Annotated in this window: 17 protein-coding genes; 9 read left to right on the plus strand and 8 right to left on the minus strand. The window is 46.6% G+C overall.

Features of this window, described 5'->3' with window-relative positions; all coding sequences use genetic code 11:
* Nucleotides 1-25: 25 nt before the first annotated feature.
* The 4 genes from ABDW32_RS02425 to ABDW32_RS02440 form a co-directional block, all read right to left on the minus strand.
* The gene (locus tag ABDW32_RS02425; protein ID WP_343559008.1) at nucleotides 26-355 is read right to left on the minus strand and encodes a hypothetical protein; all 330 of its coding nucleotides are present in this window, start codon (nucleotides 353-355) and stop codon (nucleotides 26-28) included.
* Between the two features lies 1 nt (nucleotide 356).
* A complete protein-coding gene (locus ABDW32_RS02430) occupies nucleotides 357-866 on the minus strand; it encodes a MauE/DoxX family redox-associated membrane protein (RefSeq protein WP_343559009.1) in 510 nt (169 codons plus the stop codon).
* A 309-nt stretch (nucleotides 867-1,175) separates the two neighbouring features.
* Nucleotides 1,176-2,168, minus strand: a complete 993-nt coding sequence (locus ABDW32_RS02435) for a helix-turn-helix transcriptional regulator (RefSeq protein ID WP_343559011.1) — start codon at nucleotides 2,166-2,168, stop codon at nucleotides 1,176-1,178.
* A gap of 258 nt (nucleotides 2,169-2,426) precedes the next feature.
* Entirely contained in the window at nucleotides 2,427-2,801 is a 375-nt protein-coding gene (locus ABDW32_RS02440; RefSeq protein WP_343559012.1) for a hypothetical protein, read from the minus strand.
* Nucleotides 2,802-3,049: 248 nt separating this feature from the next.
* Between ABDW32_RS02440 and ABDW32_RS02445 the strand changes: the two genes are divergently transcribed.
* The 6 genes from ABDW32_RS02445 to ABDW32_RS02470 all read left to right on the plus strand — a co-directional run bounded on the left by ABDW32_RS02445 (nucleotide 3,050) and on the right by ABDW32_RS02470 (nucleotide 7,021).
* Nucleotides 3,050-4,369, plus strand: coding sequence for a hypothetical protein (locus ABDW32_RS02445; protein ID WP_343559013.1), 1,320 nt, complete (start codon nucleotides 3,050-3,052; stop codon nucleotides 4,367-4,369).
* 87 nt (nucleotides 4,370-4,456) lie between these two features.
* A complete protein-coding gene (locus ABDW32_RS02450) occupies nucleotides 4,457-4,789 on the plus strand; it encodes a helix-turn-helix domain-containing protein (protein ID WP_343559014.1) in 333 nt (110 codons plus the stop codon).
* 514 nt (nucleotides 4,790-5,303) lie between these two features.
* Nucleotides 5,304-5,945, plus strand: a complete 642-nt coding sequence (locus ABDW32_RS02455) for a DUF6266 family protein (RefSeq protein WP_343559015.1) — start codon at nucleotides 5,304-5,306, stop codon at nucleotides 5,943-5,945.
* A 2-nt stretch (nucleotides 5,946-5,947) separates the two neighbouring features.
* Nucleotides 5,948-6,352 carry a DUF5675 family protein gene (locus ABDW32_RS02460; RefSeq protein ID WP_343559016.1) on the plus strand — a complete coding sequence of 135 codons (405 nt, stop codon included), beginning with the start codon at nucleotides 5,948-5,950 and terminating at the stop codon, nucleotides 6,350-6,352.
* A gap of 266 nt (nucleotides 6,353-6,618) precedes the next feature.
* Nucleotides 6,619-6,861 carry a hypothetical protein gene (locus ABDW32_RS02465; protein ID WP_343559018.1) on the plus strand — a complete coding sequence of 81 codons (243 nt, stop codon included), beginning with the start codon at nucleotides 6,619-6,621 and terminating at the stop codon, nucleotides 6,859-6,861.
* A complete protein-coding gene (locus ABDW32_RS02470) occupies nucleotides 6,848-7,021 on the plus strand; it encodes a hypothetical protein (RefSeq protein ID WP_343559020.1) in 174 nt (57 codons plus the stop codon). Before ABDW32_RS02465 ends, ABDW32_RS02470 begins: the two co-directional genes overlap by 14 nt.
* Before the next feature lie 108 nt (nucleotides 7,022-7,129).
* Here the strand turns inward: ABDW32_RS02470 and ABDW32_RS02475 are convergent, their stop codons facing one another.
* The 3 genes from ABDW32_RS02475 to ABDW32_RS02485 are packed head-to-tail and all read right to left on the minus strand — an operon-like array spanning nucleotide 7,130 to nucleotide 9,201.
* Nucleotides 7,130-7,486 carry an SPW repeat protein gene (locus ABDW32_RS02475; RefSeq protein WP_343559021.1) on the minus strand — a complete coding sequence of 119 codons (357 nt, stop codon included), beginning with the start codon at nucleotides 7,484-7,486 and terminating at the stop codon, nucleotides 7,130-7,132.
* 23 nt (nucleotides 7,487-7,509) lie between these two features.
* Nucleotides 7,510-8,034 (minus strand): hypothetical protein, encoded by a 525-nt coding sequence (locus tag ABDW32_RS02480; RefSeq protein WP_343559023.1) that lies wholly within the window; start codon nucleotides 8,032-8,034, stop codon nucleotides 7,510-7,512.
* Between the two features lie 15 nt (nucleotides 8,035-8,049).
* A complete protein-coding gene (locus ABDW32_RS02485) occupies nucleotides 8,050-9,201 on the minus strand; it encodes a zinc-dependent alcohol dehydrogenase (RefSeq protein ID WP_343559025.1) in 1,152 nt (383 codons plus the stop codon).
* A gap of 326 nt (nucleotides 9,202-9,527) precedes the next feature.
* On the opposite strand from ABDW32_RS02485, the gene ABDW32_RS02490 reads away from it, so the two are divergent.
* On the plus strand, nucleotides 9,528-9,764 hold the full coding sequence (locus tag ABDW32_RS02490; RefSeq protein WP_077432901.1) for a hypothetical protein: 237 nt from the start codon (nucleotides 9,528-9,530) through the stop codon (nucleotides 9,762-9,764).
* Nucleotides 9,765-9,981: 217 nt separating this feature from the next.
* Here the strand turns inward: ABDW32_RS02490 and ABDW32_RS02495 are convergent, their stop codons facing one another.
* A complete protein-coding gene (locus ABDW32_RS02495) occupies nucleotides 9,982-10,272 on the minus strand; it encodes a hypothetical protein (RefSeq protein WP_343559028.1) in 291 nt (96 codons plus the stop codon).
* Nucleotides 10,273-10,623: 351 nt separating this feature from the next.
* Between ABDW32_RS02495 and ABDW32_RS02500 the strand changes: the two genes are divergently transcribed.
* Together ABDW32_RS02500 and estT are read left to right on the plus strand one after the other, a co-directional pair.
* Complete coding sequence (locus ABDW32_RS02500; RefSeq protein WP_343559029.1) at nucleotides 10,624-11,424, plus strand: AraC family transcriptional regulator; 801 nt, start codon at nucleotides 10,624-10,626, stop codon at nucleotides 11,422-11,424.
* 100 nt (nucleotides 11,425-11,524) lie between these two features.
* Nucleotides 11,525-12,373, plus strand: a complete 849-nt coding sequence (estT, locus tag ABDW32_RS02505) for a macrolide hydrolase EstT (RefSeq protein ID WP_343559031.1) — start codon at nucleotides 11,525-11,527, stop codon at nucleotides 12,371-12,373.
* Nucleotides 12,374-12,500: the final 127 nt, after the last annotated feature.

The following is a 12,500-nucleotide window of genomic DNA, read 5'->3' on the forward strand; positions in this document are numbered from 1 at the left end:
GGAGACAATGCTCCGGCCATTTCCGCTAATTTGCTGGTTCGTTAAATTGACCAGGTTGTTCCGAACTAGGTACGGCAATAGAACCAGTCGGAGGCGCTTGACCAGCTGTTGGACTATTTGTACCGAGGTTGAACTGTTTGGAACAGACTTTTTCCCCGTTCGTACTACACAAATCATCGACTTCATCGTAATACACATAATCGCTAAGATTAGGCGATGAAGTCCCAGTTATACTATAGTAACGGTGGATATTGTCCACTTTCGTTACTTCATTTTTAAATGACTGCGTTAAAACCGCAGTTCCCAAAACCGCCACTCCAAGTAGCAGCTTTGCATAGTTTTTTAAATTTTCCATGTTAATGGATTTTTGAATTTATAACTTTTGTTTTTTTGAAGGCATAGATCCCCGCAATCAGCCAAAAGATATTAAAGGCAATATGCGTTTTCCAGCCCATCGATTGGATGATGCCACCACAATGACAAAGTCTGTCCGGTACAAAAATGACCATAGCGATCAGGTACAGTGTAAAGATACCCATCAGCAAGGTCGATGCCTGCAGTGCAGCCCGCTGAACCTTTCGTATCGGAACGATCAGCAGCAGCGCCAGCAACAGTTCCAGCAGCGGAATTCCCCAGCCGATTCCCTCTGCAACCCCTCCCAAGTAGGGGATCTTCCGGATACTGCGTACAAAAGTCGTCATCGTGTTCAGCTTGTCCCATCCCGTATACATATACAGGAAGGCAAAACCGTAGGAGATAAGCTGTGGCAGCACAACCTCAAGCCTTTGTGCACTCCGGTAGATGAAACTACCTTTGCTACTGTCTGTTACCGACGGTGCCTGACCGCCTTTACTCTTTTTGTCCATCACTTTCGTATTGTAATTTGTCTCCAATCATTACTGTGGGAGTGCCTGCTATCGCTGGTCACTTTCCGTTTTCATCGATCTCCTCCGCATACGCGGGAAGAGGGCAAACTTGCGCGGAAAACGAAATTCCCGTCCTACTGTTTTTTTAGTTTTCCAGTTCATTTTTCTAATTCCTTTGTTCCAAAGTTAGTGCAGATCAAAAAGGAATAATTGTCAAATCGGTTGTCGGGGTAAGGAATTTTCGGTAACAAACTTCTTTTTTGACAACAGTTGCAGTAGGGTAAGATCTGAAGGAGTGCCGCTTTTTGCTTAGCTGAAAAATCGGCGGTAATCGGCCGGACGCATACCGGTATACTTTTTGAAACTTTTGCTAAACTGCGCGGTGTCCGCATAACCGAGCTCAACGGCAATTCGTCCCACGGTGAACCCGGGATCCTGTAGCATTTGACAGGCCTGTTCCATCCGCATCTTATTGACCTGGGCCGCTATGCTGCAGCCAAAGTGCAGCCGCGATACTTCTTTTAAGGTCCATATGCTTTTGTCAAGACGCTGGCTGATCACCTCAAGGGTACAGGCGGCATGGTCCAGGTAATGATTGATCAGATAATCTTCCAGCAGCTTGCTCAGCGCTGATATATTGGATTGGATGTGGTCTTTTTTCTCCTGCAGTTTGCGGTGATAGATCAGCAGACAGCTTTCAAACTGACCAAGCACAAAAGCAGCATCGCTGAGCGATTGTACATTGGTAAGCCTGATCTGTTCAAGGATCTCAAGAATGGCTTGGGTCAAAGGGATGGCTGGCAACAGCATGCAATGGGGTGAATCGATATGCCAGGCTGCTCCCAGGGCGATGAAAGCCGGAAAGACCTGCTGTGAATCCAGTATCCATTCTTTCTCAAAGGATACAACGAGAAAACTGAGTAGCCCTGGCTTGACGTTGAGCTGGTAATCGCCAGGCGGGTCGTAAGAAAGACAGAGGACGGGCTGCTCTACCGCCGTGAGCTGCTGGATCTGAAAATTGTGGATGCTGAGTTGCCCGCGCAGCAGAATCAACAAGGAACCTGTCGGTGCAATAATCTGATAGGGGACTGTTATTTCCTCGCTGGCATTTATTTCCACAACCTGTAGATGGAATCCGATCAGGTTGACAGTCTGCCGCGCGAGATAGGCCTCGGGCAATACCAGCGTTTCCCAGGGGCGGGCAAGAAGGGGAAAGATCACAAAGTCGGGTCTATGTTTGGACACCTGGATCTGGACATTTCGGGATTCAAGAAATTGGGTTATACAAAACCTGTTCTCCATTCGTATTCATTTTAGTTAGCATTGGTTAATGGAAGGGAAGCACCACGGCTACATGGCACTTCCCTAAGCTGCTGATGCCTACCGCTTGCGCGGAAAGGGCGCAAATTTGCGCCGGAAAAGTTGCTTGAAACCAATCAAGGATGGCGCTGAACCTTTTCCGGACAACTTTGCTGTAGGATCAAAATAGCCGTTCATGCGATATGGTATATGATTTTTGGGATATAGCCTCGGTCAGGGGCCGAAGCCATTTGTCCATACCTACACCGAACGGTATCTGATCCAGATCGAAATGGGCAGCCATTCCCCGGATGCCTCTCCATAAAAAAAGCGATTGGGATCGGTCACAATGACATCCTTGGGCTCATCACCGGACTGGGGGCTGTCTTTCTGAAAGTTGACCTGCTGTCCGGAATTCCAGGTGTTGGCAATGCCCTCGGTCAATAGGCTCCTGGTCTCAGACGACATGTTGTCGATAAGCGCGATTTGCTCGGCACGCAGTTCAAACCGGCTGCTCATAAATTGGCCAAAATCGGACAGGAGCTCAGCGATATGCTGTGCGCGTTCAGCATCGGTACAGCTCAAAACTTCAGATTGCAAGGCGGCAACCCCAAGGTTATTAAAGGCTCTTTTCATAATTTATGCTACGTTTAATTTATTGAGGTACAAAGAAAAATATTGCTTGCTCTATTTGGGATATATTTTGGCTGGAAAATTCCATAATGTGCAATCCGCTGCACATTATGTAAATCCGTCTAAAAAAGATGGCCGATGCCCGCCTAACTTGCTGTAAATTATCTGTTTTAAAATTCGTGACAATGCTTAGCCAATTCAATCATCTGTTTTATTATTGATCGCGTAGTATTTATTTTTAACCGAGTCATATGAAGGAAAAAACATTACAAAGCTCGTTATGGTATACCTTGGGTATCGTGCTGTACGCCATATGGATCAATTTGGGCAGTGCCCTACCTGATCCCATGCTGCGCTTAAAGGCGCCCTATACGCCAGTGATCATGGTCCTGACTGCGGTATTGCTGCTATTTTACCTCTGTTACCTGGCTTTTATCAATCAGTATGTGCGCTATGCCTGGCTGGGCTTTCAAAGCTGGCCGGTCTACCTGCGCTTTTCGGCTTACCTCACACTAACGGCGGGCGTGCTCTGTCTCGTCCACATCGCACTAATGTATGCTATGCTGAGCCAGCGCGTGGGTGGGGCAGCACTATTTGTGCGCTATTTCAGGATCGACTTTTGGGTGTTCTGCCTGCCGCTTGTGCTCTACTGCGCACTGCTGTACCGCTTCCCGCAGATCGCCCTCTTTGGCTTTTCCAAAGTAGCGCAGTTGCAGCAGGGCAATGATGCATTGCGCCAACGAAAACTTTACCTCCGCAAAAAGAATGCGTTGTTGCAGTGGGAACTGCGGGATCTGGACAATAAAAAATCATCCCTGGAGCAACAGATGGCCAATATCCATGCGGATAATTTGCTGTTGATGCAGAAGGAACAGGAATCTCACCTGCGCATGGAGGAATTGATGGGACAGCGGCAGGGGCTGCTAAATGCCCTGTCGGATTTAGAGGAACAAAAACGGCGGATCCTGTTGGAGCAACATGATTTATTGGACAAACAGCATAAATTTAAAGCTGACCTGGAAACGCTGCGGCGCAATATGGAAGCCGTTGAAGCGGGGGCGCGGGACTCGCTGATCGCTTGGCGGGAAGAACGGCGTATGTCCTCGCTGCTGACCTACATCCGTGCGCTGGATCAGCGTTCCAGTAGGGATGCTTCAAAGGAAATGCTGTTACATGATCTTTTGTTCTGCTACCGCAAGAACCGCTGTGATTTTGTAATCGACAAATTAGGGCGAAAACAGATCGTCACCGACCATGTAGGGGATATGCTGAAAGATTCTCCCTGGTTTGTGCAGATCAATGGTCAGATTTACTTCAATATGCTGTACTGTATGGGGCAGCTCGAAAAATATGGTGCCGAAAAAAATCGGAAAAAGATCGTACTGGACAGCGCCACGCGCCTGCTGCTGGAGCAGCTGCTGCCGCAGGATGAGCTTGACGAAATACTGGAATCCTCACGTCGGTGCCGCAAGAATTTCTATTGTTTTTGGGATAGCAACAATCTCCGGGAACTGAACGAAAGCGGATTATTTCTGGAATTCCGTACGGATCTGGAGAGGCACAAAAGTTAGGAACCTGGCCTGTTGGCAGCAAGGGGATATTCTGATCCGGATCGCTCTGCACTGCCACTCAGGGGACAGGCCCATAATCGTAAAACCATGTTAAATCTAATCAAAAAAATATGTTTACACCTTGAAACCATTGTCTATTTACTGAAACAGCATGTTGAGATGTGTCAGTCTAACCAATTTAAAAATATGGAGTTATGTGCTGGTCAGGGCGGCGATATGCTCGCCCTTTCGGGACTGGGCGCATCCGAACTGCTCGATATTCAGGATGTCATGAAAAAACTCGGTATCTCCGAATCCACCTACTATCGTTTTGTCCGTAATGGCCAACTCAAACCGCGCAAAAAAGGGCGCCGCCATTATTACTACCTATCTGACCTGCATGAGCAGTTAAGCGAGAGTTTCCGCCGTGGTCGGATATAAGCTTCTTCGACCTGGCTCCGGTAGCTGCTCGGCATGCTTGCGGCAGCTGATCGGGGCCGGTTCGGCAATTTCTCGGCTGTGCTTCCGAACAGCGGGCAGACAGCTTCGGGACAGCTTCGGGACGGCTTCGGCTCTTGTTCGACAGTTCTTCGACTGTTGTTCGACTAAGCGTCGGCTGTTCTTCGACTGCGCTTCGGCAAAGCTTCGGCTTTGTCCGGAACAAAGTAGGGACAATCGCCAAAGTCCTGCTGTAAAGCAGTCAGCTATATCCCACGGCAGTCCAGTCCCTGTCCATACGCTATTCGGTCGCGGTATCGACCGCTCCGGCTTGCCGCCTACATGACCTGGTAAAGCTTTGTCGATAAATGACAGGCAGTGACTGTTCGTCCGATCATGTACGCTCATCTGCTGTCATTCATCTTCCAGAGGCGAAAATTGCCCTAGTTTAGCCTTCGCTAGCAACAGAAACGGACCGGCATGCAGGTCCAATGGTTAAACAAAAACATGTAAAGACATGGCAAGATTTTTAAAAGGTATAAACGGAGCTTATTCAGGTAAAGTGGGCTCTGTGATAGGCAGCCACTGGAGAAACGTGGATTACGTCCGTTCGCTTTCCAAGATCACAAACAAAAAGGCTTCGCCGGAGCAGATCGCCCAACGTGCGAAATTTGCAATGGGGGTAGCGTTCCTGTCGCCGATCAAGGACCTGCTCAATCTGGGTTATTCAGACAAGCTGCAGGGCAAGGCAACAGGTTACAACAAGGCGCTACAGTTTCTGCTTAACAACGGCATCACGGGAACATATCCGACATTGGATATTTCCTATGCGGATGTACTGATCTCCAAAGGTTCTTTGAGCCAGCTGATGGGGGTAACATGGACGGAAACAGCACCACGGTCGGTGACGGTGTCCTGGGAAGCTAGATTAAATCGCTTCAACGCATTTTTCGATGACTCGGTGGTATTGCTGATGTACAACCGCGAGAAGAATTTCTTCTCCATCCTCGAATCGGCAAGCCGAGCGGATGAAACGCTGACCTTTACACTGCCCGAGAGTTATGCAGGCAACCGATTGGAAGGCTGGATCTTCACCGGGCACCGTGAAGGCGTGAAAACTTCGCCGAGTGTTCATCTGGGTACGATAGTCATCTCATAACCATGAAAGCCAGGCATAGCTTGCTGCTCCAACGGAAATATGGAGCAGAGGGCACCAATGGGACAATCTATTATCAGGGTAGGCAAATATGCCATACCATCGAGTTGCCGGAACGCAACAATCTCCCGCGCCTCAGCTGCATCCCGGTCGGCACCTATAAGCTCGTCAAACGGAAGTATCCCAGGCATGGCGAACAGATCGGCATCCCGAATGTGCTGGGCCGTGAAGCCATCCTGATCCACGCCGCAAATAATGCCCTCGACGAACTGCAGGGCTGCATTGCACCGGTGACGACGCTGTCGGGTGAAGGCCGTGGTCTGGGGAGCGGCAAAGCACTGGCGAAACTCAAAGCGCTAGTCTATAGCCTTTGGGACATGGGAGATGAAGTGTATTTGACTATTCGATAACAATTGGAGGGCTGGAATAGATCCTCGCTTTCATTGTTGTCATTGATTTGAGGACATAGAATTGAAAGCATAGCATTCCGACTGCCGATCGCTGACGCAAGCTGGCGTAAGCATAAATCACTGTCTGAGCGCAGCGAGTTTGATTTATGCCGTCAGCTTGCTAAGAAGATGGCACAAAGGAATGCAGCGGAAAATTTATGTCCTCGAATCATAGTCGTTATTTCGAGTTGCTTTTTGCCATCCTATCTCTTTAAAAATTAATCATCATGAAAAAAATCCTAAATAAGATCGGACAGGTGCTGCAGGTGGTCCTGCTGGCGCCTATTAAGCTGCCGGGTAAGGCGGTAAATATCTTAAAGTATATTGCTGTGGGACTGGGCGTATTGGAAACCGTCCTCGACAAAGAAGGGGCAGATCTGCCAACGGAAGAGCAGAACGATCCGGATCAGGGCCGAAAGACCGATAAGGATCACACCGGAGAAAGGAGCGAAGCCGATGAAACTCAATGATATCCGCATCTCCACCATAGGTGGTACGATCTGTTCCATCTGGGCAAGTATATCGCTGGGCGATGTGCTGCAGACCATGCTGATGGCTGCGCTGGGTACAGTTGTCAGCTTCCTGACGAGCCGGCTCATTGGACGATGGAATAACAGGGGCCGAAAATAATCCTGACGGTTTCTGCCATGTCATCGGCGGATGCCAAAATCTGTCCAGCACGCGGTCAACAGCGTGCTGGACTATTGATCAAAGCAGCAGCTTGCCAGACTCGCGCGCTCAAATCGGCCCCTTAGGCCTTGACCGTGACATAGCTGCAATAGCGACCTCCGCGAAGCCTATAATGACATGCGGTAAGTAAGTGTATCTACTAAAATCCAAAAGCCATGGGGATGCCGCCAGAAATAGACCCGAAAAGATATCAAAAACCAGATGCACATCCATCGGCACAACCCGAAATAGACCAAGTTCGTATTGCGTAATGGCACTGTAGACCAAGGTCAATATGCCGAGTAGCACAAATACTGCTCCTTCGGGGCTACTGCTGCTGAGATCAAACAGCTGTGGACAGAGAATCAGCAAGACCGCTGTTAGATAATCAAGTATGCCATGCATCTTGGTGCTGAGAAATCTCATAGGCTATTATTTTCGTTTATCATTTATTTTTTCTTTTTGGAACAAAACTGGTAGGCGACCAATCCAATGACTACACTGGCCACAATCGATTTGCTGATAAAGGATTTTTTATTATGCTTCCATTCGGCCCTTAAACCCAGTTCCTTGAATAAATTCGGAAGGTGTCCCTTTTTAATATCGCAAAGGATGCCTTCTATCATATTGACGCGGTCGGCAAGCACCAGGGGTAGCCAGCGTCCGTAGCTGGATTCGCTATACTGAAAGGCAACTCGCCTGAACACTCCACTGAGGCCAATAGGTGGATTGCTGGCGCCATAGACTGCTGTCAGATTGGGCCTTTCCACAGACTTGAGGATCTCTACCGTCTCCTCCTGTAGCGGCGGACGTTGCCAGGAATAGCCCTGATGTTCGGCATTATTGCGTTTTTTAAGGGGATAGGTCGGATCATTCTTGGGATCAAAATCGATGCCCCAGCCCTTAATATGGCTGTATCGCCCTTGTCTGTCGTTGATAAAATCTTCGGGTGTAGTTTGATCTGTCATCATCATATAAAATTTTAGGATTTAAGCGAAAGGAGGAATAAGCACAGTTTTGATACAATTGTCGAGCTTGGAAGAGAAAAGATGATAAGCATCACCAACTTCTTCCAATGGAACCCGGTGTGTGATCAATTCCTTGGGATTGATGATCCCATCTTGTACATGTTGGATCAGTTTGGGCAAAAGCCGCTTCACCGAGGCTTGGTTAGCCCGTATGGTAATTCCTTTGTTGAGTACATTGCCAATGGGCACCAGACTGTTGATAGGGCCGTAAACACCGACTATCGACACGATGCCGCCCTTTTTTACACTGTTAATCGCCCAATGTAGTGCTGTAGTAGATCCTCCTTGGAGCATCATATATCTTCCCAGCAGCGTATTCATTGTATTTCCGGCAGCTTCACAGCCGACGGCATCGATGCATACATCGGCCCCCAGTGAATCGGTAATTGTCTTTACAAAAACTACGGGATCGCCAATGGAACGGAAATTAACCGCTTCACACTGCGCATAGCGTTCGGCAAATTCAAGCCGATAGTCAACCTGGTCGATTATAATGACGCGTCCAGCACCAAAAAGCCAGGAGCACTTGGCGGCCATAATACCGATTGGGCCAGCGCCAAAAACAACCACGGTATCTCCGGGTTGGATGCCCGCCATTTCGGCCGCCTGATAACCCGTCGGTACCACATCTGTCAACAGGACAGCATCGTCAGGATCCATCCAATCGGGAATAACCACGGGACCAACATCCGCATAGGGGACACGGACATATTCGGCCTGCCCGCCAGCATAGCCGCCCGCTGTATGGGAGTAGCCAAAGATACCGCCCACCGCTGTAGCCTCCGGATTGGACTCATGGCAGTTGCCATACAGTTCCTGCCGGCAAAAGGCACATTTGCCGCAGGCAATATTAAAAGGCACCATCACCCGGTTGCCCACTTGTAGATTTTCTATTCCGCTGCCGACCTCGACCACTTCACCTATAAATTCGTGTCCAAAAGTAGTGCCTACCCGGGTGTCGGGTACCAGCCCATGGTAGAGATGCAAATCTGATCCGCAGATACAGGAACGCAAGACCCGGACAATGGCGTCCTGTGGATGGAGGATCTCTGGCAATGGGGCATTTTTATCGGCACGTACGCGATAGGGCCCCCGGTAATTCATTGCAAGCATAATTCCTAAAGTTTTAAACGATCAAAAAGCTAGCGCCCGTTCAAGGACACTTACCTAGGGAAGGAATGTGCCGCAGCATTGGTTTGCCTATTTTGCGGATAGGGGACTTATACGGTAAATTGCGTATTTAGAACAGTAGCAGGAAGTGAATTTATCATCGTTGTCGGAGGGCTGCATTTTTTTTATACTTTATTTTTGACTATTGTTGTTTGATGGTCAAAAGTTTTTATATTTGTTATACGAAATAACAGAAGCTAACAAGGGGCTCATGGGGATGATCAGCCCCTGTTATGAATTTGGTTATGGACCAAAAATAATGTGCAACAATGAAATATTACTTATTGACCTTTTCGGTTTCGGCCCAGGTGCTGGCCAAACGTGCCGATCTCATCAGCTATCTTAGTCGTCATATTGCTGACCTGAAATATATTTCCGCTGACTTGCAGGACAGGTTATGTACGATAACGGTACGGACCCTAAAACGCGACGAAGCCGCTATCTTGAACCTGATTGCCATCCGGGGATTTAAGGCCGCGTTTTTATCGGCGGTAGAAAGTACGTAGACGCCTATCACCGTCGAATGTGTATAACTGTGGAACGCATATAACTATCTAATGTGTATAACCGTCGATTGCAGTTTGATTATTTTCTTACTGATAATAATTGACAATATGCTGCGCTGCCTGTTTTTGAACCGGATGATACAGTTCGGTTGCTATAAGGCTAACGTATCATGCGCAATGATTAAAAATATAAGTTTCTAAAAATTGACCCGCAAGGTTAATGATGTCGCGTTCCCCGTTGGTGGTAAGGAATATTTCTGTTGAAATCTGCGGCGTGATTACTGCTGCTCGGTGACAAAGCGGGATCTACATATTGCAGGGCAACAATATTGGGCGCATCTGCCTGGGACAGGTCAGGAAGCGGGCGATAACCCGGGGGGCGCGCTTGTTTGTTGCGACGCTGCTGACCGTCTTTCTTTGCTGTTGTAGCCTTTTTTTTCCAATGTTTGAGTACCATCAGGGCGGTACCGGCGATTGCTGCAATAACTAATGTAATTTTCGTATTCATACCTGAACTTTTTTAAGGGAACAAGTTTAGCGCGTGGATAGTTTAGAGAAAAATTTAAAAGTCTATTGACCCGTATTAGAATCCTAATTAAATTTCTGGACCCGATCTTTGGGTAGTCAGGGAGCATATCCGGATGTCGAAGTCCTGGAAGGCGATAATCCGGAAGACTTAAGAAAAGACCGATAAATAATAAAAGCAGGGGAGTTGTTCGATAAATCGAGGATTTAAGAAAAACCGGAGCAAAGCCAAGCAGCGGGTGGAATAAAAAAGTACTGGAGCGGTCATCGTTGGTAAGGATATTGCGGAAAGTCTTAAGATTTTTGTAAATTCTCGCTTTCTAAATACAACAAGATGAAGTACGAAAAAGTATACCCGAAGGAAAGTATCAAGCAGCTCGTCTGCTTTTTCTGGAATTTTGAGGCCGATTTTGGAGCAACATCTTCGTACTTACATTCAGCTGTAGCGTCCATATATCCGAAATTGGCCTTTCAATATGTTCCGGGAATGAAAATTTCCAACAATCATGAAATAAGCAATTTGTTCAATAGTGGTTTTCAGTCGCAAACTGATACCTTTTGCCAACTGTCTGCCGAACAAAAAGTAGGGATCTTTGGAATTTATTTTCAGCCTTACGCGATACCATTTCTCTTTGGTCTTCCAACATCCGAAATGACGAATCAACATATTGAAATAACTGCATTATTGGGTAAGGATGGTGTTTTTTTGGAAGAAAAGATTTTGAACTGTGTCAATACACAAGAACGGGTCGCTGTGATGACGGAATTTCTAGAACAAAGAATAAATAAATTTTCACCAAGGCTCGATGATACCATTGCTGCAATACAGCATATTATTTTTCATAAGGGGAGCATGAAAATGACAGCAGTTCTCCAGCAACAATTTCTATCTCAGCGGCAGTTTGAACGAAACTTTAAGTTTTTGACAGGTTTTTCCCCTAAAAATTTTTCAAGAATTGTCCGTTTTGAGAAAAGTATCGAGACCGCCATGAATAAAGATCTGTCATTGACCGAAGTGGCCTTGCAGGCAGGGTATTTCGACCAATCACATATGATCAGAGAATTTCGAGCTTTTACGGGTAAAAAGCCAATAGCATACTTTTCAGAGGACCTGTCATTGTTCTTAAAAGAATAAATGTCGAATTTATACAATTTTAGTTTTTAAGCCGATGGTAATTTTGGGAATAAAAAGAATCTGACTTTTTTTACTCAATATCATTTTAATAAATAGTTGTATGAAATCACATCCTGAAAAAATAATTATCAAGAATGGAATTTCCATTTACACAGAGTTTTTTGGACAACCGGAAAATCCTGCGATTTTATTAATAGCCGGGGCAACGGTGTCGCTATTATACTGGGATAAGGAGTTTTGTGAAAGATTAGCACAACAGGGATTTTTTGTCATTCGCTACGACAACAGAGATGTCGGTAAATCAACGACAGGAACACCGGGCTCCATCGCCTACAGTATAGAGGATCTTGCTGATGATGCCATTCATATTTTAGATGGATATCATATCAGACAAGCAACTATGATGGGAATCTCATTAGGTGGTTTGATCGGCCAGATTATAGCGATCAAGTATCCTGAACGGATTAGTTCACTCGTTTTAATGTCTACTGGACCATGGGGGACACCTGATCCCAATATTCCTGAAATGGATCAGCAGATTATTGACTTTCAGCTCAAAGCAACAGCTGTCAATTGGGACGATGAAAACGCTACAGTAAAATATATGCTGGAAAGTTCGCATCTGATGGCTGGCCAAAAACCAGTAAACTATGCGAAAGAAGAAAAAAGGATCCGGGCGGATCTTCATCGATCCATAAATTACAGGAGCATGTTTAACCATGCCCTGCTGCAAGGCGGGGAGGCCTATTATGATCGCTTAAATGAGATTAAATCACCAACATTGATCATCCATGGTTCCGATGATAAAATATGGCATTTTGGACATACGGCCAAACTATTATCGGAGATTAAAAATTCGGAACTTTTGAAATTAGATGGTACCGGGCATGAACTGAATGAGAACGATTGGGATATGATCATAGAGAGATTGAGTGAGTTTATAAAGTAGTCCAAGGAAATTATGAAAAATGTGGATGTAAAATATAATCCGGATACCGGTGCGATGTATTCTATATTACGGGTAAACGGGACTAAATTTACACTGCTCGCGGGACGGAAGCGGAGCTGAAAGCCAG

This window comes from Sphingobacterium sp., assembly GCF_039596235.1.
In the GTDB taxonomy this organism is placed as follows: Bacteria; Bacteroidota; Bacteroidia; order Sphingobacteriales; family Sphingobacteriaceae; genus Sphingobacterium.

Coding starts and splice junctions, on each gene's coding strand:
- ABDW32_RS02490 (WP_077432901.1), top strand. CDS start 9,528: ATGAAATATTACTTATTGACCTTTTCGGTTTCGGCCCAGGTGCTGGCC.
- ABDW32_RS02435 (WP_343559011.1), bottom strand. CDS start 2,168: ATGGAGAACAGGTTTTGTATAACCCAATTTCTTGAATCCCGAAATGTC.
- ABDW32_RS02430 (WP_343559009.1), bottom strand. CDS start 866: ATGGACAAAAAGAGTAAAGGCGGTCAGGCACCGTCGGTAACAGACAGT.
- ABDW32_RS02485 (WP_343559025.1), bottom strand. CDS start 9,201: ATGCTTGCAATGAATTACCGGGGGCCCTATCGCGTACGTGCCGATAAA.
- ABDW32_RS02445 (WP_343559013.1), top strand. CDS start 3,050: ATGAAGGAAAAAACATTACAAAGCTCGTTATGGTATACCTTGGGTATC.
- ABDW32_RS02480 (WP_343559023.1), bottom strand. CDS start 8,034: ATGATGATGACAGATCAAACTACACCCGAAGATTTTATCAACGACAGA.
- ABDW32_RS02465 (WP_343559018.1), top strand. CDS start 6,619: ATGAAAAAAATCCTAAATAAGATCGGACAGGTGCTGCAGGTGGTCCTG.
- ABDW32_RS02440 (WP_343559012.1), bottom strand. CDS start 2,801: ATGAAAAGAGCCTTTAATAACCTTGGGGTTGCCGCCTTGCAATCTGAA.
- ABDW32_RS02450 (WP_343559014.1), top strand. CDS start 4,457: ATGTTAAATCTAATCAAAAAAATATGTTTACACCTTGAAACCATTGTC.
- ABDW32_RS02475 (WP_343559021.1), bottom strand. CDS start 7,486: ATGAGATTTCTCAGCACCAAGATGCATGGCATACTTGATTATCTAACA.
- estT (WP_343559031.1), top strand. CDS start 11,525: ATGAAATCACATCCTGAAAAAATAATTATCAAGAATGGAATTTCCATT.
- ABDW32_RS02460 (WP_343559016.1), top strand. CDS start 5,948: ATGAAAGCCAGGCATAGCTTGCTGCTCCAACGGAAATATGGAGCAGAG.
- ABDW32_RS02425 (WP_343559008.1), bottom strand. CDS start 355: ATGGAAAATTTAAAAAACTATGCAAAGCTGCTACTTGGAGTGGCGGTT.
- ABDW32_RS02500 (WP_343559029.1), top strand. CDS start 10,624: ATGAAGTACGAAAAAGTATACCCGAAGGAAAGTATCAAGCAGCTCGTC.
- ABDW32_RS02455 (WP_343559015.1), top strand. CDS start 5,304: ATGGCAAGATTTTTAAAAGGTATAAACGGAGCTTATTCAGGTAAAGTG.
- ABDW32_RS02495 (WP_343559028.1), bottom strand. CDS start 10,272: ATGAATACGAAAATTACATTAGTTATTGCAGCAATCGCCGGTACCGCC.
- ABDW32_RS02470 (WP_343559020.1), top strand. CDS start 6,848: ATGAAACTCAATGATATCCGCATCTCCACCATAGGTGGTACGATCTGT.